This window comes from Pseudomonas sputi (assembly GCF_021603585.1).
Taxonomy (GTDB): domain Bacteria; phylum Pseudomonadota; class Gammaproteobacteria; order Pseudomonadales; family Pseudomonadaceae; genus Aquipseudomonas; species Aquipseudomonas sputi.
In genome coordinates this window covers 23,053-41,728 of the sequence record NZ_BQHI01000038.1, presented here as the reverse complement: position 1 = coordinate 41,728, position 18,676 = coordinate 23,053, and the positions used below count along the sequence as shown (strand labels likewise).

The 18,676-nt window shown below is 59.8% G+C and carries 12 protein-coding genes; 10 read left to right on the top strand and 2 right to left on the bottom strand.

Translation table 11 applies throughout. The features are described 5' to 3' along the window. Nucleotides 1–223 precede the first annotated feature (223 nt). The 6 genes from recC (at nucleotide 224) to yfiB (ending at nucleotide 11,925) form a co-directional block, all read left to right on the top strand. Entirely contained in the window at nucleotides 224–3,676 is a 3,453-nt protein-coding gene (recC, locus tag L6D81_RS27685) for an exodeoxyribonuclease V subunit gamma (RefSeq protein WP_236182767.1), read from the top strand. Continuing rightward, a complete protein-coding gene (gene recB / locus L6D81_RS27680) occupies nucleotides 3,673–7,362 on the top strand; it encodes an exodeoxyribonuclease V subunit beta (protein ID WP_236182766.1) in 3,690 nt (1,229 codons plus the stop codon). The genes recC and recB overlap by 4 nt, the downstream gene beginning before the upstream one ends. Further along, nucleotides 7,359–9,461, top strand: coding sequence for an exodeoxyribonuclease V subunit alpha (gene recD, locus L6D81_RS27675; protein ID WP_236182765.1), 2,103 nt, complete (start codon nucleotides 7,359–7,361; stop codon nucleotides 9,459–9,461). The genes recB and recD overlap by 4 nt, the downstream gene beginning before the upstream one ends. Nucleotides 9,462–9,585: 124 nt before the next feature. Further along, nucleotides 9,586–10,161 carry a regulatory sequestration protein YfiR gene (gene yfiR / locus L6D81_RS27670; protein ID WP_236182764.1) on the top strand — a complete coding sequence of 192 codons (576 nt, stop codon included), beginning with the start codon at nucleotides 9,586–9,588 and terminating at the stop codon, nucleotides 10,159–10,161. Next, nucleotides 10,158–11,426 carry a diguanylate cyclase DgcN/YfiN gene (gene dgcN, locus L6D81_RS27665; RefSeq protein ID WP_236182763.1) on the top strand — a complete coding sequence of 423 codons (1,269 nt, stop codon included), beginning with the start codon at nucleotides 10,158–10,160 and terminating at the stop codon, nucleotides 11,424–11,426. Before yfiR ends, dgcN begins: the two co-directional genes overlap by 4 nt. Before the next feature lie 4 nt (nucleotides 11,427–11,430). Then, on the top strand, nucleotides 11,431–11,925 hold the full coding sequence (yfiB, locus tag L6D81_RS27660) for an outer membrane lipoprotein YfiB (protein ID WP_236182762.1): 495 nt from the start codon (nucleotides 11,431–11,433) through the stop codon (nucleotides 11,923–11,925). Here yfiB and L6D81_RS27655 read toward each other — a convergent pair. After that, a complete protein-coding gene (locus tag L6D81_RS27655; protein ID WP_236182761.1) occupies nucleotides 11,922–12,869 on the bottom strand; it encodes a LysR family transcriptional regulator in 948 nt (315 codons plus the stop codon). The genes yfiB and L6D81_RS27655 overlap by 4 nt on opposite strands. A 149-nt stretch (nucleotides 12,870–13,018) precedes the next feature. Here L6D81_RS27655 and L6D81_RS27650 point away from each other — a divergent pair, with 149 nt between their 5' ends. Together L6D81_RS27650 and mmsB are read left to right on the top strand one after the other, a co-directional pair. Beyond that, nucleotides 13,019–14,545, top strand: a complete 1,527-nt coding sequence (locus tag L6D81_RS27650) for a CoA-acylating methylmalonate-semialdehyde dehydrogenase (RefSeq protein WP_236182760.1) — start codon at nucleotides 13,019–13,021, stop codon at nucleotides 14,543–14,545. Nucleotides 14,546–14,554: 9 nt separating this feature from the next. Beyond that, a complete protein-coding gene (gene mmsB / locus L6D81_RS27645) occupies nucleotides 14,555–15,442 on the top strand; it encodes a 3-hydroxyisobutyrate dehydrogenase (RefSeq protein ID WP_236182759.1) in 888 nt (295 codons plus the stop codon). Nucleotides 15,443–15,536: 94 nt separating this feature from the next. Here mmsB and L6D81_RS27640 read toward each other — a convergent pair whose 3' ends face one another. Then, on the bottom strand, nucleotides 15,537–15,881 hold the full coding sequence (locus L6D81_RS27640) for a cupin domain-containing protein (protein WP_007953863.1): 345 nt from the start codon (nucleotides 15,879–15,881) through the stop codon (nucleotides 15,537–15,539). A gap of 641 nt (nucleotides 15,882–16,522) precedes the next feature. Between L6D81_RS27640 and L6D81_RS27635 the strand changes: the two genes are divergently transcribed. Both L6D81_RS27635 and L6D81_RS27630 read left to right on the top strand, forming a co-directional pair. Beyond that, nucleotides 16,523–17,422: an acyltransferase gene (locus L6D81_RS27635; protein WP_236182758.1), complete on the top strand. Its 900-nt coding sequence runs from the start codon at nucleotides 16,523–16,525 to the stop codon at nucleotides 17,420–17,422. Further along, a complete protein-coding gene (locus L6D81_RS27630; protein WP_236182757.1) occupies nucleotides 17,419–18,669 on the top strand; it encodes a glycosyltransferase family 28 protein in 1,251 nt (416 codons plus the stop codon). Before L6D81_RS27635 ends, L6D81_RS27630 begins: the two co-directional genes overlap by 4 nt. Nucleotides 18,670–18,676: the final 7 nt, after the last annotated feature.

The window sequence follows — 18,676 nt, the reverse complement described above, 5'->3', positions numbered from 1 at the left end:
AGAAGTGAAACGATGCATCGCCGATGGTAGTGTGGGGTTTCCCCATGTGAGAGTAGGTCATCGTCAAGATTAAATTCCGAAACCCCAATTGCGAAAGCAGTTGGGGTTTTGTTTTGTCCGCAGGAAAGTTCTTACAGCATTCTCAGCCGCCTTGCGGCTGTCCTCGCCTGCCGACAATGCTAAGGTTCAGCCCTAGCTTTTGTACTTTTCCAAGGAAGCCTTCATGCCGGACACCCAGTCCCTCAACGCTGCATTCATGGTCGTTCAGAGCAACAGCCTGGATGAATTACGCAGCCTTGTGATCAGCATCATGCGGCGCTATCCACTGGCACCCTTGGAGAATGAAATTGCGCTCGTGCAGAGCAACGGCATCGCTCAATGGCTCAAGCTGGCCCTGGCTGAAGATCCTGGAGCAGACGACTTAGGCGGCTGTGGTATCGCCGCCGCAATTGATGTGCAACTGCCGGGCAGTTTCATGTGGCAGCTTTACCGGATGGTGCTGGGACGAGAGGAAATTCCGGCAAAATCGCTACTCGACAAGGCACCGTTGACCTGGCGTTTGATGCGCCTGCTGCCACAGGTGATCACCAAACCGCACTTCGAGCCGCTACAACGCTTCCTCACCCATGACACCGATTTGCGCAAGCGTTACCAGTTGTCCGAACGCCTGGCTGACCTCTTCGACCAATATCAGGTCTACCGTGCTGATTGGCTTGAGGATTGGGCGGAGGGGCATCATCAGCTCCGCAATGTGAGAGGTGAAGCGAAACCGCTTCCTCCTACAAGTTGCTGGCAGGCAGAGTTGTGGCGCTCCCTGCTGGACGATGTGGGCGAGCAAGGCATGGCCCAAAGTCGGGCGGGCGTGCACCAGCGATTCATGGAACGCATCAACAGTCTTGAAAGCGCACCGACCGGACTTCCTCAGCGAGTGATCGTCTTTGGAATTTCCTCGTTGCCCGCCCAGGTGCTGGAAGCATTGGCAGGGCTTTCCCGTTTCAGCCAGGTTCTACTGTGCGTACATAATCCCTGTCGTTATCACTGGGCCGATATCGTTGCCGACAAGGATCTCTTGCGGCATCAGTACAAGCGGCAGTCCCGAAAAAGCGGCATGCCCTTGGTGCTGGATTCGGAATCACTCCACCAACATGCTCATCCGCTTCTCGCAGCATGGGGCAAGCAAGGTCGTGATTACATAAATCTGCTCGACAGTTACGACGAACCGGATAGCTATCGCGCAGCATTTCGCAACGGACGTATCGATCTGTTCAGCGAAACCCAGCCGGAGAACATGCTTAATCAGTTACAGGACGACATTCTGGAGCTGCGGCCGCTAAGCGAAACTCGAGCGCTCTGGCCGGCAGTCGATCTGACTCAGGACGATTCGATCCGCTTTCACGTTGCCCACAGCGCCCAGCGCGAAGTGGAGATTCTTCACGATCAGCTTCTTGCCCGCTTCAGTGCGGACCCTCAATTACGCCCTCGCGATGTGATCGTGATGGTGCCTGACATCGATAGTTATGCGCCGCATATCCGCGCCGTATTTGGGCAGCTTGATCGTCATGATCCACGCTTCATTCCCTTCACCATGGCCGATCAGGGCCAGCGCGGACGGGATCCATTACTGATCGCTGTCGAACACCTGCTCAAGCTGCCGGAAAGTCGTTTCCCGGTTAGTGAAATCCTCGATTTGCTAGATGTTCCTGCGTTACGCGCAAGGTTTGGCGTGCAGGAGCGAGACTTGTCGACTCTGCACCGCTGGATCGAAGGTGCCGGTGTGCGTTGGGGCATTGATGCCGGGCAACGGGCCGAGCTGGGATTACCCGACGAACTGGAGCAAAACAGTTGGCGCTTCGGCCTGCGTCGAATGTTGCTCGGTTATGCGGTCGGCAGTTCCGGCTCCTATGGGAATATCGAACCCTTCGATGAAATCGGTGGTCTCGATGCCGCGTTGATTGGGCCATTGGTCGCGTTGCTGGATGCACTGGAGCTTTCGCATCAGCAACTGATGAAACCCGCCCAACCACAGGAATGGGGACATCGGCTTCAGGCGTTGATGCAACTGTTTTTCAAGCCTGAAGATGAGCATGACGACTACCTGTTGGCTCAACTCGAAGAGTTGCGCGAAACCTGGCTGGAAACCTGCGAGGCAGTCGGTCTGCTGGACGAGCTGCCACTGACTGTCGTCCGTGAGGCCTGGCTGGCGGGGCTGGATCAGGGGCGTCTGTCTCAACGCTTCCTGGCCGGAGCCGTGAATTTTTGCACGCTGATGCCAATGCGCGCGATTCCGTTCAGACTGGTTTGTCTGTTAGGCATGAACGATGGCGATTATCCACGCGCTCAACCGCCGCTGGACTTCGATCTGATGGGCAGCGATTACCGGCCGGGAGATCGTTCCCGTCGTGAGGATGATCGTTATCTTCTGCTAGAGGCGCTCTTGTCCGCCCGCCATCAGCTCTACATCAGTTGGGTGGGCCGCAGCATTCGCGACAACAGTGATCGGCCAGCCTCTGTGTTGATCGGCCAGTTGCGCGATCATCTCGCCAATGGATGGCGATCGGTCGACGAAAACGAAGATCTCCTGATTGCCATGACTCAGGAGCATCCCTTGCAGCCATTCAGTTCGCGCTATTTCCATGAGGAAGACAAACTCTTCAGCTACGACAGCGAGTGGCAGGTGCTGCATCAACCTGACGAACGGAATGACGTCGCAACCATGCTTGCTCCACATGTCCAGGAGGAGCCGCTGAGTCTGGAGATGCTGCAGGACTTTCTGCGTAGTCCGGTTCGACACTTTTTCACTCAGCGACTCAAGGTTTACTTCGAAGCAGTGCAGATACCTCAGGCTGACGAGGAGCCCTTTGTACTGGATGCATTGCAGCGATACATGCTCAGCGACAGCTTGCTCGAGGCAGCCTTGAGATGCCCGGACAATGTTGGTCAGGCACTCGAGTCTCAAGCCCGGCGCCTGCAGAACAGCGGACTGTTGCCTATGGCGGGATTTGGTGAATGCCTTCAGCGAGAGCTGATCGAACCTTTGCCAGACTTGTTGCAACGATATCAACAGCTGTTGGCGTTATGGCCGACGCCACTGACCAACGCGCTACCGATCAATTTTGAATGGCAGGAACTGCGCCTCGAAGGATGGCTGGGCGGTTTGCACCGGCGCGTCGATGGCGGCGTACTCTCGGTTACGACGATTCCCAACAGCATAGGCTCGATCAAGAGCCGCAAATGGCATCGCATGACCAAGTCATGGGTCAGCCACCTAGTCGCGTGTGCCAGTGGGCTTTCCCTGACGACCGCACTGGTGGCCAGTGATGACACCCTCCTTCTTGAACCTCTGGAACGAGCCCGAGCGGGGCGAATTCTTGAGGATCTGCTGCTCGCCTGGCAGACGGGCATGCGCCAGCCACTACCGGTCGCGGTGAAAACGGTTTTTGCATGGCTGGCTCAGACCGATGCGGTCAAGGCTGAAGCGGCTGCCCGTAAAGCCTATGAGGGGGATGGTCAGACCAGCGAAGGTGAACGTCGCGAAAGCCCGGCCCTGGCCCGACAGTTCCCCGACTACGATGCACTGCAGGCGGATGAAACCTTCTCCGGTTGGTGTGATGCGCTGTATCGCCCGTTGCTTGAGGCGCCGTGGCGCTCGTGGACCCCCGAGGAGGCAGGCGCATGAGCAATCAACAGCCGCTAGCGCTGGCATTTCCGTTAAGAGGCAGCCAACTGATCGAAGCCAGTGCGGGCACTGGCAAGACGTTTACCATTTCAGCGCTGTATCTGCGGTTGATACTCGGCCACGGAGGCGAGGCAAGTGGTTTCGGTCGTGAGCTGTTGCCCCCGCAGATTCTCGTGGTGACTTTCACCGACGCGGCCACCAAAGAGTTGCGTGAGCGCATTCGCACGCGTCTGGCCGAGGCCGCGCGTTTCTTCCGTGACGAGACACCGCCCCCGGATGCGTTGATCGATGAATTGCGTGCACAGTTCGATCCGCAACAATGGCCGGGTTGCGCGAACCGTTTGGATATCGCCGCGCAATGGATGGACGAAGCCGCCGTCTCGACGATCCACAGTTGGTGTCAGCGAATGCTGCGCGAGCATGCATTCGACAGCGGCAGTCTGTTTACGCAGACCCTGGAAACCGATCACAGCGACCTGCTTGGTGAAGTGCTGCGAGATTACTGGCGGCTGTTCTGCTATCCGATGCAGGGCGATGCGTTGAGCTGGGTCCGCAGTCACTGGGGAGGGCCGGCAGCCCTGTTGCCGCGTGTGCGAGGGCTGTTTGGCACTGAGCGCGAAGGGGACTCAGACAAGACGCCGTCCGAACTGATCGAAGAATGCCTGCATGAACGCCGTGCGGCATTGGTGGAGTTGAAGAGGCCATGGCGGCAGTGGTCCGATGAGCTGCTCGCCATCTGCCATCAGGGCGTCGCCAATAAAACCGTGGACGGACGCAAGATGCAGGCTCGCTATTTCGAACCATGGTTCGAAAAGCTCAAGGCCTGGGCTGAGGACGAGACGCTCGAACAACTGGATATCGGCACCGGGTTCGCCCGGCTCACGCCGGATGGTATGGCGGAAGCCTGGAAAGGCGAGCCGCCGAGTCATCCGGGCCTGAATGCCATGCCCGCGCTCAAGTCGAGTCTCGACAATTTGCCGACGCCCGATGCGGCCGTGCTGCAGCATGCTGCCAAATGGGTCGGTGCCCGTTTTGAAGACGAGAAACGCCGTCGGGCCGAAATGGGTTTTGACGACATGCTGTTGCGGCTGGATGCGGCTTTGCAATCTGACGGTGGGGAACGTCTGGCCACGCTCATTCGCGAGCAGTTCCCGGTCGCTCTGATCGATGAGTTCCAGGACACGGACCCGGTGCAATACCGGATCTTCGAAAGCATCTATCGCATTGAAGAGGATAACCCCGAGACCGGTTTGTTTCTGATCGGGGATCCGAAGCAGGCGATCTATGCCTTCCGTGGCGCGGACATCTACACCTATCTGCGAGCCCGGCAGGCCACAACCGGGCGCCTGCATACCCTGGGCACCAACTTCCGTTCCAGTCACGGGATGGTCAGTGCGGTCAACCATGTGTTCGAGCGTGCAGAGTCCCGTGAGCAAGGGCGCGGGGCGTTTTTGTTTCGAGAGAGAAACGGCGATAACCCGGTGCCGTTCCTGCCTGTGGAGGCGCAGGGGCGTAAAGAACGTTTGCAGGTATCCGGGCAGGACGTATCGGCGCTGAATATCTGGCATCTATCTACCGACAAGCCACTGTCTGGCGCGGTTTACCGACAGCAGTTGGCGGCGGCCTGCGCCAGTGAGATCACGACCCTGCTTAATGGCGGGCAAACCGGTCGCGCCGGGTTTGCGCAGGAGGGCAAGGATTGGCGTGGGCTGCGGCCAGCGGACATTGCGATCCTGGTGCGCGATGGTAAAGAGGCGCAGTCGATACGCGGTGAGCTCGCAGCGCGCGGAGTCCGCAGCGTTTATCTGTCGGACAAGGACTCGGTTTTTGCCGCTCAGGAAGCCCATGATCTGCTTTCGTGGCTCAAGGCGTGCGCCGAGCCGGATGTTGAACGCTCCCTCAAAGCGGCGTTGGCGTGCATCACACTGAATCTGCCACTGGCTGAGCTGGAGCGTCTGAATCAGGACGAACTGGTTTGGGAAAACCGGGTAATGCAGTTCCGTGGTTATCGTGAGCTCTGGCGCAAGCAAGGGGTGCTGCCGATGTTGCGGCGCCTGCTGCACGACTTTCAACTACCGCAGATGCTCATCGCCCGCAGTGATGGTGAGCGGGTGCTGACCAACCTGTTGCACCTGTCGGAGTTGTTGCAACAGGCCGCGTCGGAGCTCGATGGTGAGCAGGCACTGATCCGCCACCTGGCCGAGCATCTGGCGCTGTCCGGTCAGGCAGGTGAAGAGCAGATCCTGCGTCTTGAAAGCGACGAGCAACTGGTCAAGGTCGTGACCATTCACAAGTCAAAGGGGCTTGAGTACCCGTTGGTGTTCCTGCCTTTTATCTGCTCGGCGAAACCGCTGGATGGCAGTCGATTGCCGCTGCACTACCACGATGAATCCGGCAAGGCTCGCATCAGCCTGAAGCCCGACGCGGAACTGATCGCCTTGGCGGACAACGAACGCCTGGCAGAGGATCTGCGCTTGCTCTACGTCGCGCTGACCCGCGCACAGCATGCATGCTGGCTCGGGGTCACGGATCTCAAGCGCGGCAACCACAGCAGTTCGGTTCTGCACCTTTCTGCGCTGGGCTATCTGTTGGGTGGCGGCACGAGTTTGAATGAGTCCAGCGGATTGGCTCGCTGGCTGGACGATCTGCAACAGGATTGTTCGGCGCTGAGCGTTGTTGAAATGCCAGAGGCTACCAACGAGGTTTACAAGCCCCCGCGTAACGAGGCCAAGCTACGCGCCACGTTATTGCCGAGCCGCAGGGCCAGCGAGAACTGGTGGATCGCGTCGTACAGTGCCTTGCGTATCAGTGACGTGCTGAGCGTCGGCAATGACGAAGCTCCCGACAGTCCGCAAGCGCAAAAACTGTTCGATGACGAACGCCTGGATCCTGAAGCACCACGCGAGATCATCGCCGGCGGGGCAGACATTCACCGCTTCCCTCGTGGACCGAATCCGGGAACGTTTCTTCACGGTTTGCTGGAGTGGGCAGGTGAGGAGGGTTTCGCGGTCACGCGCGAGTCGTTGAATGATGCGATTGCCCGACGTTGCAATCGACGTGGCTGGGAAGGCTGGATCACCACCCTCTGCGACTGGTTGCAACATCTGCTCAGACTGCCGCTGCCTGCAGGGCATGATCAACCGCCGGTGGTTCTCGAGCAATTGAAGCAGTATCGGGTCGAGATGGAGTTCTGGTTCGCCAGCCACAAAGTCGACGTGCTCAAGCTCGATGAACAGGTACGTCAATTTACCCACAACGGTGTTGCCCGGGTTGGTGCCGAAGCGGTGCAACTCAATGGCATGTTCAAAGGTTTTATCGACCTGACGTTCGAGCATGAGGGGCGCTACTACGTCGCCGATTACAAATCCAACTGGCTGGGTGTCGATGACGCTGCGTATACCGAGCGGGCCATGGAGCAGTCGATTCTCGACAATCGTTACGACCTGCAATACGTGCTGTACCTGTTGGCCTTGCATCGTCAGCTCAAGGCGCGGCTCGTCGATTACGACTACGACCGGCATATCGGCGGCGCGTTGTATCTGTTCCTGCGTGGAACACGGGCGCCTGGTGGTGGGGTTTACTTCGCACGCCCACCACGGGAGTTGATCGAGCGTCTGGACCTCATGTTCCAGGGCAAACCGCAATCCAGGGCCGAGCCTGTGTGGGAACAGGGAGAACTGCTATGAATCGGACAATCGCCGACCTGCTGCCTACGCCGCTGACCGCCGGCAGCCTGGCTCAGCTGACACCTCTCACCTGTGCCGATGATCTGCTGCTGTTGCTCACCCGCTGGGTCGAGCGCGGTTGGCTGCGGGCACTGGACAAGGCGTTCGTGGCCTTTCTTCATGAATTGGCACCCGATGTCGATCCGCTGGTGTTGCTCGCCGCCGCCTTGACCAGTCACCAGCTCGGGCACGGCCATGTTTGCCTGGACCTGTTCGAAACCCTTAAGGCGCCGGATTTCGCCCTGTCCCTGCCTCCAGAGGGGGATACACAACCCGGCGTGTTGCTGCTGCCATCGCAGATGCTCGAAACCCTCGACGGGGCTCACTGGTGCAAGGTGCTGGCCGGCAGTTCGCTGGTGGCGCTGGCCGCCGACGACGGTACGTCGGCGCAGGAGCGTCCGCTGGTGTTGTCCGGCAAGCGCTTGTACTTGCGGCGCTATTGGGCCTACGAGCGGCGTATCGACAGCGCACTGCGTCAGCGCCTCGCAGAGCAGGAAGCGACACCGCCCGACCTTGCACGGCGGCTGGAGGCGCTGTTTGATCCAGCGCAGCGTGTGGATGTCATCGACTGGCAGAAACTCGCTTGCGCCCTAGCCACCCGAAGTGCCTTCAGCATCATCACGGGAGGCCCCGGCACTGGCAAAACAACAACGGTGGTCCGTCTGCTGGCGTTGCTCCAGGCACCTGCGGTCGAGGCGCATCAACCATTGCGCATCAGGCTCGCGGCGCCTACCGGGAAAGCGGCGGCGCGGTTGACCGAGTCCATCAGTCAGCAGGTGCAATCGCTGAAGGTCGCTGAAGGCGTGCGGGAAAAAATTCCGACCGAAGTGACAACGGTGCACCGCTTGCTCGGCAGTCGTCCTGGAACTCGCCACTTTCGTCACCATGCCGGTAACCGTCTGCCTCTGGACGTACTGGTGGTCGATGAAGCGTCCATGATCGACCTGGAAATGATGGCCAACCTGCTCGATGCCTTACCGCCCCATGCCCGGTTGGTGTTGCTGGGCGACAAGGATCAGTTGGCCTCGGTGGAAGCCGGCGCGGTGCTGGGAGATTTGTGCCGTGATGCCGAAGCCGGTTGGTACAGTCCACAGACCCGCCAGTGGCTGGAAGCGGTGAGCGGCGAATCCCTGCAGGACAGCGGTTTGCACGAAGGCAGTGACGGCTCGCACCCGCTGGCCCAGCAAGTGGTGATGCTGCGTCATTCGCGGCGTTTCGGTGAGGGCAGCGGCATCGGTCAACTGGCTCGCCGAGTGAATCAGCAACTACCGGACGAGGCTCGTCAGCTGCTGAATGCCAAAACTCATGGCGATGTGTTTTCGTTGCCACTTCAGAACGAGCACGACCGGAAACTGGAGCATCTTGTGCTCGAGGGACATGGCGAAGGTCCCAACGGGTATCGACATTATTTGAGCGTCTTGCGCGATCGACGCCCGGCAAACGGAACGCCGCTCGAGCATCCGGGTTGGGTCGATTGGGCGCGTGACGTCTTGCGGGCCTTCGATACCTTCCAGTTGTTGTGTGCAGTACGCAAGGGGCCGTGGGGTGTGGAGGGGCTGAATCAGCGCATCACCGAAGCATTGCTCAAGGCGCGGCTGATCGAGAGCGACCAGCAATGGTACGAAGGCCGGCCAGTGCTGATGACCCGAAACGACTACGGTCTGGGACTGATGAATGGCGATATCGGTATCGCCCTGAAATTGCCCGAGCGCGATGGCCCGGACGCCGGTAAGTCGGTGTTGCGCGTGGCGTTCCCGCGTAACGACGGGCGTGGTGGGGTGCGCTTCGTGTTGCCGAGCCGGCTCAATGATGTCGAAACCGTGTACGCGATGACTGTGCACAAGTCACAGGGCTCGGAGTTTGCCCATACCGCGCTGATCCTGCCGGACGCCCTGAACCCCGTGTTAACCAAGGAACTGATCTACACCGGAATTACCCGGGCCAAGGACTGGTTCACTTTGATCGAACCCCGCAGTGGCGTATTTGAAGAGGCAGTACAACGCAAGGTGAAGCGCTTGAGCGGACTGATGCTGGAACTCGAAGAAGCAGGGGCGCCTTGAGGATGAAGTTGCCTGGATGACCGGCGATTATTGACCGACCAGTCAGAGGTCGCTGTATCGCTGGTGTTCCAACGCTGTGCTATCGTTGCGGCATCATTTCGTAACGATCCAAGAGAATCCCCGCATGAAGGTGGCTGTCTGGGCGACAGAGCGCGTAGTTGTCTGCAAGCAGGCATTGCTTGCCGTTGTACTCTGTTTGCTCACGGGTGTGGCCGCTGCCCAGACTCAAGCCTCAGCGGGTATGGCTGAACAACGGGCCAAATCCGTTACTCAGGTGGTTCTCGGTATCCTCAGTTACGCGCGCTGGCCGGTCGAGCCGGCGCAGTTGCGTCTGTGCATCGTTGGTCCGACCGAGTACACCGACGATCTGGTCAAGGGCACGACCCAGTCCACCGGTCGTCCGGTTATCGTGCGCCGACTGTTGGCCGATAATCCGGCCATCGTCAGCGAGTGCGACGCGGTCTATATCGGCAAACTTACGACAGACGAACGCAGCCGGTTGTTCGCATCCCTGATCGGCCATCCGGTGCTGAGCATCAGTGAAGGCGGCGATCAGTGCACGGTTGGCAGCTTGTTCTGCCTGCGGGTCGGTGATGAACAAGTGTCGTTCGAGGTCAATCTCGACTCCGTTGCCCGCAGCGGTGTGCGCATTCATCCCAGCGTGCTGCAGTTGTCGCGCCGCAAACCGGCGGTGCCATGAGAGGCGACAAATCCACTGGGCGTCCGACCCTGGGCTCGGTCATCGGCCGTGGCAACCTGATTGTGGCGCTGGTCGCCGTGGCAATGGCCAGTGTGTCGCTGACGCTGCTTGGGGTGCTGGCGCTGCGAGTCTATGCCGATCACAACCTGCACCTGATCGCCCGCTCGATCAGTTACACCGTGGAGGCCGCCGTGGTGTTCAACGACAAGGCCGCCGCGACCGAAGCGCTGGCGTTGATCGCCTCGACCGAAGAAGTGGCGGATGTCCAGGTGCTGGACACTCAGGGTCAGTTGCTCGCGCGTTGGCAGCGCCCGGAGAACGGCCTGTTTTCCGAACTGGAGATGAAGATCGCGCGAGTCATTCTGGAAAAACCCATCAACCTGCCGATCCAGCATCAGGATCACGAAATCGGCCGTATCTTGCTGATCGGCCATGGCGGCAGCCTGATGCGGTTTCTGTTGAGCGGTCTGGCGGGCATCATTCTTTGCACGGCAATCAGTGCCTGGGTCGCGCTTTACCTGGCGCAACGTCAGTTGCGCAGGATCATCGGCCCGTTGCACAGCCTGGCGGCCGTGGCGCATGCGGCTCGCAGCGAACGGGCACTGGATCGACGGGTGCCGCGGGCGAAGATTGCCGAGCTGGACAACCTCGGGACCGACTTCAATGCCCTGCTCGATGAACTCGAATCCTGGCAAACCCACTTGCAAAGCGAAAACGAAACCCTCGCCCATCAGGCCAGTCATGACAGCCTCACCGGGTTGCCGAACCGAGCCTTTTTCGAAGGCCGCCTGATCCGGGCCCTGCGCAATGCCCACAAGTCGAATGAGCAAGTGGCGGTGCTGTTTCTCGACAGCGATCGCTTCAAGGACATCAACGACAACTTCGGTCATGCCGCTGGCGATGCCGTGCTGATGGCGGTGGCGAGTCGGGTGCGGGCGCAGTTGCGTGAAGAAGATCTGGTGGCACGTCTGGGTGGGGATGAGTTCGCCGTTCTGCTGACGCCCTTGCACAAGACCGAAGACGCCGAGCGCATTGCCGACAAGATCCTCGCCAGCATGGACATCCCGATTGCGCTTCCGGGCGACGGCAGTGTCGTGACTTCGCTCAGTATCGGCATCGCGGTTTACCCCGATCATGGCGCCACGCCCGGCACCTTGCTCGATGCGGCGGATGCTGCGATGTATCAAGCCAAGCGTTTGTCGCGCGGCGCCCAATTCACGGCTGGGTCGGAGCACCCGGTCGATCCCGTTCAAACCAGGAGCTGATGCCGTGTTCTCACTTTCCATTCGCCTGTTTTCCACTCTGTTGCTGACAGCCATGCTGACCCTGACCGGTTGCCAGACCGCACCACAAAAAGGCCTGACGCCGGCTCAGGTCGCGGTCCTCAAGCAGCAAGGCTTCGAGTTGACCGATGACGGCTGGGAGTTCGGTCTGTCGGGCAAAGTGTTGTTTGGCAGCAATGTCGAAAGCCTGAACCAGCAAAGTACCGAAATCGTCGAGCGTATCGGCAAAGCGCTGGTGGGTGTCGGCATCGAACGGGTACGCGTGGATGGCCACACCGACGCCTCGGGCAAGGAAACCTACAACCAGCAGCTGTCACTGCGTCGTGCGAAAAGCGTCGGCAAAGTGCTGACCTCGGTCGGCATGAAAGAAGAGAACATCCAGTTGCAAGGCCTCGGCAGCCGCGAACCGGTCGCCTCCAACGACACCGCCGCCGGCCGCACCGAAAACCGCCGGGTGTCGATCGTGGTCAGCGCCGATTAATCGGCGAACTGCATTTCGCGGGTCTCTCCCATCAACAGACCCTGATTGCGCTCGGTCACCTCACGGATGTAATCCCACAACAGGGTGATCCGCTTAAGCTTGCGCAGGTCCTCCCGGCAGTACATCCAGAACTGCCGGGTGATGTCGATTTCCTCCGGCAACACCGGCAACAGGCGCGGGTCCTGGGCCGCGAGGAAGCACGGCAGAATCGCCAATGAGCGCCCCTGCTGCGCCGCCACGAACTGTGCGATCACGCTGGTGCTGCGCAAATTGGCGCTGGCGCCGGGCAACACGTTCGCCAGATACAGCAGCTCCGAGCTGAACGCCAGGTCATCCACGTAACTGATGAATTGATGCTTGCCCAGGTCGGCGGGGCGGCGGATTGGCGGGTGTTTGTCCAGGTATTGCTGAGTCGCGTAGAGCTGCAAGCGGTAGTCGCAGAGTTTGCAGCACACGTACGGACCGTGTTCCGGGCGTTCGAGGGCGATGACGATGTCGGCCTCGCGTTTGGACAGGCTGATGAAGTGCGGCAGCGGCAGGATGTCCACCGAGATCGCCGGGTACGCGTCGACGAAATGGCTCAACTGCGGGGTGATGAAGAAGCTGCCGAATCCTTCGGTGCAGCCCATGCGCACATGCCCGGACAGCGCGACGCCAGAGCCTGACACCTGCTCGCAGGCCATGTGCAATGTGCTTTCGATTGACTCGGCATAACTCAGCAGGCGCTGGCCTTCGGCAGTCAGCACGAAACCGCTGGTGCGCGACTTTTCGAACAGCAAGGTACCGAGCGCCGCTTCCAGCGAACTGATCCGCCGAGACACGGTGGTGTAGTCCACCGCCAGGCGTTTGGCCGCCGTGCTGGCCTTGCGGGTACGGGCGACTTCGAGGAAAAACTTGAGGTCGTCCCAGTTCAGCGAGCCGAGAGAGGTGATGTTTTTTTGCATGATGGACGGGCTTATATGTGCGTTCTTATTAGAAGTTTGCACATCTATACTCCAAAAACAGTCCGACAACCAATTCGTGACACACGCCTCATCTCAAGGCGAACCTTTCGCCTTGGCTCCTAAGATAAAAACAAGTTCTGGAGACCAGCATGAACGCATCGCTTACGCCCAACGAAACCACGATCCAGAAGGTCAAGCTGCTGATCGACGGCGAGTGGGTCGAGTCGCAGACCACCGAGTGGCACGACATCGTCAACCCGGCGACCCAGCAGGTTCTGGCCAAGGTTCCGTTCGCCACCGCCGCTGAAGTCGACGCCGCTGTCAGCGCCGCCCAGCGCGCCTTCCAGACCTGGAAGCTGACCCCGATCGGCGCACGCATGCGCATCATGCTCAAGCTGCAAGCGCTGATCCGCGAACATTCCAAACGCATCGCCGTGGTGCTGAGCGCCGAGCAGGGCAAGACCATTGCCGATGCCGAGGGCGATATTTTCCGTGGTCTGGAAGTGGTCGAGCACGCCTGCTCCATCGGCAGCCTGCAGATGGGCGAGTTCGCCGAGAACGTCGCCGGCGGCGTCGATACGTACACCCTGCGCCAGCCGATCGGCGTCTGCGCCGGCATCACGCCGTTCAACTTCCCGGCAATGATTCCGCTGTGGATGTTCCCGATGGCCATCGCCTGCGGCAACACCTTCGTGCTCAAGCCCTCCGAACAGGATCCGCTGTCGACCATGCTGCTGGTGGAACTGGCCATCGAAGCCGGCATCCCGGCTGGCGTGCTTAACGTCGTCCATGGTGGCAAGGACGTGGTCGATGGCCTGTGCACCCACAAGGACATCAAAGCGGTTTCGTTCGTCGGTTCGACCGCTGTCGGCACTCACGTTTATGACCTGGCCGGTAAACACGGCAAACGCGTGCAATCGATGATGGGCGCGAAAAACCATGCGGTGGTGTTGCCGGATGCCAATCGCGAGCAAGCGCTCAATGCGCTGGTCGGTGCCGGTTTCGGTGCGGCCGGTCAGCGTTGCATGGCCACTTCGGTGGTGGTGCTGGTGGGCGCGGCCAAACAGTGGTTGCCGGATCTGAAAGCGCTGGCGCAGAAACTCAAGGTCAACGCCGGCAACGAGTCGGGCACCGATGTCGGCCCGGTCATTTCGAAAAAAGCCAAGGCGCGGATTCTCGATCTGATCGAAAGCGGCATCAAGGAAGGCGCGAAACTCGAGCTGGACGGTCGCGACATCAGTGTGCCGGGCTACGAGAGCGGCAACTTCGTCGGCCCGACCCTGTTCTCCGGGGTCACCACCGACATGCAGATCTACACCCAGGAAATCTTCGGTCCGGTGCTGGTGGTGCTGGAAGTCGACACTCTCGATCAGGCCATCGCGCTGGTCAACGCCAACCCGTTCGGCAACGGCACGGGCCTGTTCACCCAGAGCGGTGCGGCGGCACGCAAATTCCAGACTGAAATCGACGTCGGCCAGGTCGGTATCAACATCCCGATTCCGGTGCCGGTGCCGTTCTTCAGCTTCACCGGCTCACGCGGTTCGAAACTCGGCGACCTCGGCCCGTACGGCAAGCAAGTGGTGCAGTTCTACACCCAGACCAAAACGGTCACGGCGCGCTGGTTCGATGACGACAGCGTCAACGACGGCGTGAACACCACCATCAACCTGCGCTGAGGAATGGCCATGAAAATCGCATTTATCGGTCTGGGCAACATGGGCGCGCCGATGGCGCGCAACCTGATCAAGGCCGGACATTCGCTGAATCTGGTGGACCTGAACCAAACCGTACTGGCGGAACTCGAGCAACTGGGCGGTACCATTCGCGCCTCGGCTCGCGAAGCTGCTGCAGATGCAGAACTGGTGATCACCATGCTCCCGGCTGCGGTGCATGTACGCAGCGTCTGGCTCGGTGAGGACGGCGTGCTCGCCGGGATCGGCAAAGGCGTGCCGGCGGTGGATTGCAGCACGATCGATCCGCAGACGGCACGCGATGTGGCGGCGGCGGCTGCCAAACAGGGCGTGGCCATGGCCGATGCCCCGGTGTCCGGCGGCACCGGCGGGGCAACGGCCGGCACGCTGACCTTCATGGTCGGCGCCACCCCGGAACTGTTCGCCACTCTGCAACCGGTGCTTGCACAAATGGGCCGCAACATCGTGCATTGCGGTGAGGTCGGCACCGGCCAGATCGCCAAAATCTGCAACAACCTGTTGCTCGCCATTTCGATGGTCGGCGTCAGTGAGGCGATGGCGTTGGGTGATGCTTTGGGGATCGACACTGGCGTACTTGCCGGGATCATCAACAGCTCGACCGGGCGTTGCTGGAGTTCGGAAATGTACAACCCGTGGCCGGGCATCGTCGAAACGGCACCGGCCTCGCGCGGCTACACCGGTGGCTTCGGCGCCGAGCTGATGCTCAAGGATCTGGGGCTGGCTACCGAAGCGGCGCGTCAGGCCCATCAGCCGGTGGTGCTGGGCGCGGTAGCGCAGCAGTTGTATCAGGCGATGAGTCAGCGTGGAGAAGGTGGCAAGGATTTTTCGGCGATCATCAACAGCTATCGCAAGCCGCAGTAACCGTCGTCAGGCCTGTGCTCGCCACAGGTCTGCACATCCAATGCAGCAGGTGTTGCCGGGAAATCACGTCGGGTGGTTTCCCGGCTTTTTTGTTTCAGGCGAACACGAAATATTTACGCACGGTCTCGACCACTTCCCAGGTACCTTTCATGCCCGGCTCGACCACGAAGATGTCGCCGGCACGCAGGTGGATCGGCTCCATGCCGTCCGGGGTGATCACGCAGTAGCCTTCCTGAAAATGGCAGTACTCCCACTTCACGTAGTCCACCCGCCACTTGCCCGGGGTGCAGATCCAGGTGCCCATGATCTTGCTGCCGTCTTCGCTGGTGTAAGCGTTGAGGTTGACGGTGTGTGGGTCGCCCTCGAGCTTTTCCCATTTGCAGGCGTCGAGTACGGGCAGGGGATGGGTGTCGCGCAGAACGGTGATAGGTGCGGGCATGACGGCTCCAGGCCAAAGGGAGTTGGAGTCGTCACCGTAACGTTCGCGGGGGCTGCCGGAATGTCTGGGGTCGACCTCCAGATGCCTGTAAGCGCTGGCGCCAATCTGCGCGATACCTGAATGTGCACCACCGCTGTGCATATATGACGGTTTTAGTACAAGCGTGCATCATAAAAGTTCAATCAATTTTTAGACTAAAACGAGATAACCATTCTGACACCTATTGCAAAACAAAATCGTCTGTACTATAACATTCGTACTAAAGAACTATTCCTCACAAGGGAGCTTCACCTGAGTCACGGACAGACTTGAATCGGCTTTTTCTCATCATCGACAACTGACTTGGCCTTTGGCTCAAGTGTGAACTTCTATCTGTTGTTAATGAATAATGACAGTTGAATGAACTGGACAGTTAATAAGTGGCGCGGACGCAATGTTTCGCGTGCTTTGAGTTGAAGCCTTAAATGAACAGTTAATTAATTATTTGTGCACTGGCGGATTTATATCTGCGGGATGCGCACGCCTATCGGAATGTTATGTGCCCGGCATCAATGGAATGAGGCTTTATTGTGGACGACATAAACGTAATTGAAGTTTCGACGACTGTTGATAGCGCAAGTGAGCTTGGCCGGCACGTCTGGGTGCGTGCCGGCAGTCGCCTGACAAACGTGCAGATCGGCAATGACTGCTTCATTGGTTTCAGATGCGATTTGCAGCACGCCTCTGTCGGCAAATCCAGCATGTTCGCCACCGGTGCCCAGTGCCTGGGGACGGCGCAGTCGCCGGTTCGGATTGCCGAAAACGTCTGGCTGGGCGCCAAGGCCACCGTGGCTGCCGGTGTTTCCATCGGTGCCGGGGCTGTGGTGGCAGCGGGTGCGTTGGTGACAGCGGATGTGCCGCCGGACGCAATCGTCGTCGGTCGCCCGGCGCGGGTCATTGCCCGGCGCACCGTGGTCGAGGACGGCCGGCCGAGCCCGGAACCCGTGCTGGCCAAAGTCCGGGAGCGGGCGCGCCAGGGCTTGCCGTCGATGCTCGATCGCTCCACGCAGTCGGTCGCACGGCTCAAGTCGCTGAATCCCGACACCCTGACCTGGGACATCAGCGACGACGCCCTGATCGATGCCGAATTGCGTGGCGGCGCGTCGGTGGAAATCGCCGGGGACTGCATTCTGATCGGGCGCAGCAGCCGACAGGGCGGCATGTCGCAACTGGGCGGTATCGAATTGGGCACCGGCGTGCGACTGGCTCCCGGTGTGGTTATCGAGGCGGCCGGCGGTGTGTCCGTCGGTGCCTTCAGCGAGTTGTCGGAAGGGGTCACGATCGTGGCCTCCACCCATGATTATTCTTTTCGCTCACTGCCTTGGGAGGAGGCACCGGTGCGCATTGGAAGTCGTTGCGTTATTGGCGAGGGCGCCATCTTGGTAGGTCCACTGAATATTGGTGACGGTGCCGTTATCAAACCGTACTCGGTGGTTATAAGGGATGTATTGGAAAACACTGTGGTTCATGGCGTTGTTCAACTAATGGAGATTCAAGAATGATTTTATTTGCCCCCAATCCAACCGGTTCCGGTCACAACATGCGCGCGCTGTCCATCGCTCAGGCGATTAAAAAACAGCGGCCGGATATGCCATTGACCGTGGCACTGGCTTCCCTGCAGCCGACCTTCACGCCGATGTTCGAAAAGTCCGGCGTTGAAGTAGTGGATATTGCCGGTCGTTTGGTCGATTACTCGAAAAAGAGCAACTTGTCGAAAGAACTCGACTGGAATAATTACATTGGCGGTTATATCGCCAATACGTTTTTGTCCGGCGAGCGGATTCTGTCTTACCTGGCCCTGATCGCCGAATACAAGCCGACCGCTCTGGTGTCCGACTACAACATGGCCGCCTGCCTGGCCGCGATTTTCAGCGGTACGCCGCTGGTGTTCGTCACCGAGCGCTACGACTTCACCCTGTGCCAGCTCGAAGACCATGATCTGGCCGACGGCGGTTTCGAGGTCAACGCGCTGGAAATGGCCCGGGCCCGTACCGCGCTGCACAGCCAGTTCAACTGGATGATCAATCAGAGCCAACTGGTGCTGACCGACAAACCGTATGTGGCTTCCCTCGATCAGGGCACACCGGTGGCCGAAGCGCTGGTCAGCGGCAAGGCGCATTTCGTCGGGCCGATGATCCGCGACATCAATGTGCAGACCGGTTTGAACGTGCGCGAGCAACTGAACCTGGGCGACTCGCCGTTCATTGTGGCTTCGATCAGCGGCACCACGATGTTTGCGCAGAACAAGGACGCGCTGCTCGCCGCCTACCTTGACAGCTTCAAGATCCTGCGCGAGCGCAATCCGGAACTGAAACTGGTGCTGCTGGGCCGTCAGGATATCCAGGCTCAGGACGGCGTCGTCTGCGTGCCGTACTACCCGGACTGGATGGGCCTGCTGCGCGAAGCCAGCCTGCTGATTTCGGCACCGGGGTGGATCACCGTGACGGAAATCGCGGCGATGAATATTCCGACCCTGTTCCTGTTGTCGTCCAAGTCCGAATACCACGAACTGGAAGCTCTGCGTCGTCTGGAGTTGCTGGGCTTCCCGACGCATATCGGATACGACCGTGATCGTATCGTCGAACTGATCCAGGGCGAACTGGAAAAAGACACCGACGCTTCGACCTATTACGCACCGCATCAGCAAGTGGCTGCGCCGGATGGCGAAGGTGCCGCCCGCGCCGCGACGCGCATCATCGAGTTGTGCCAGGGCAGCGTTGTGTCGCTGACCGAAAGCAAAGCCGCTTAACCTCAAG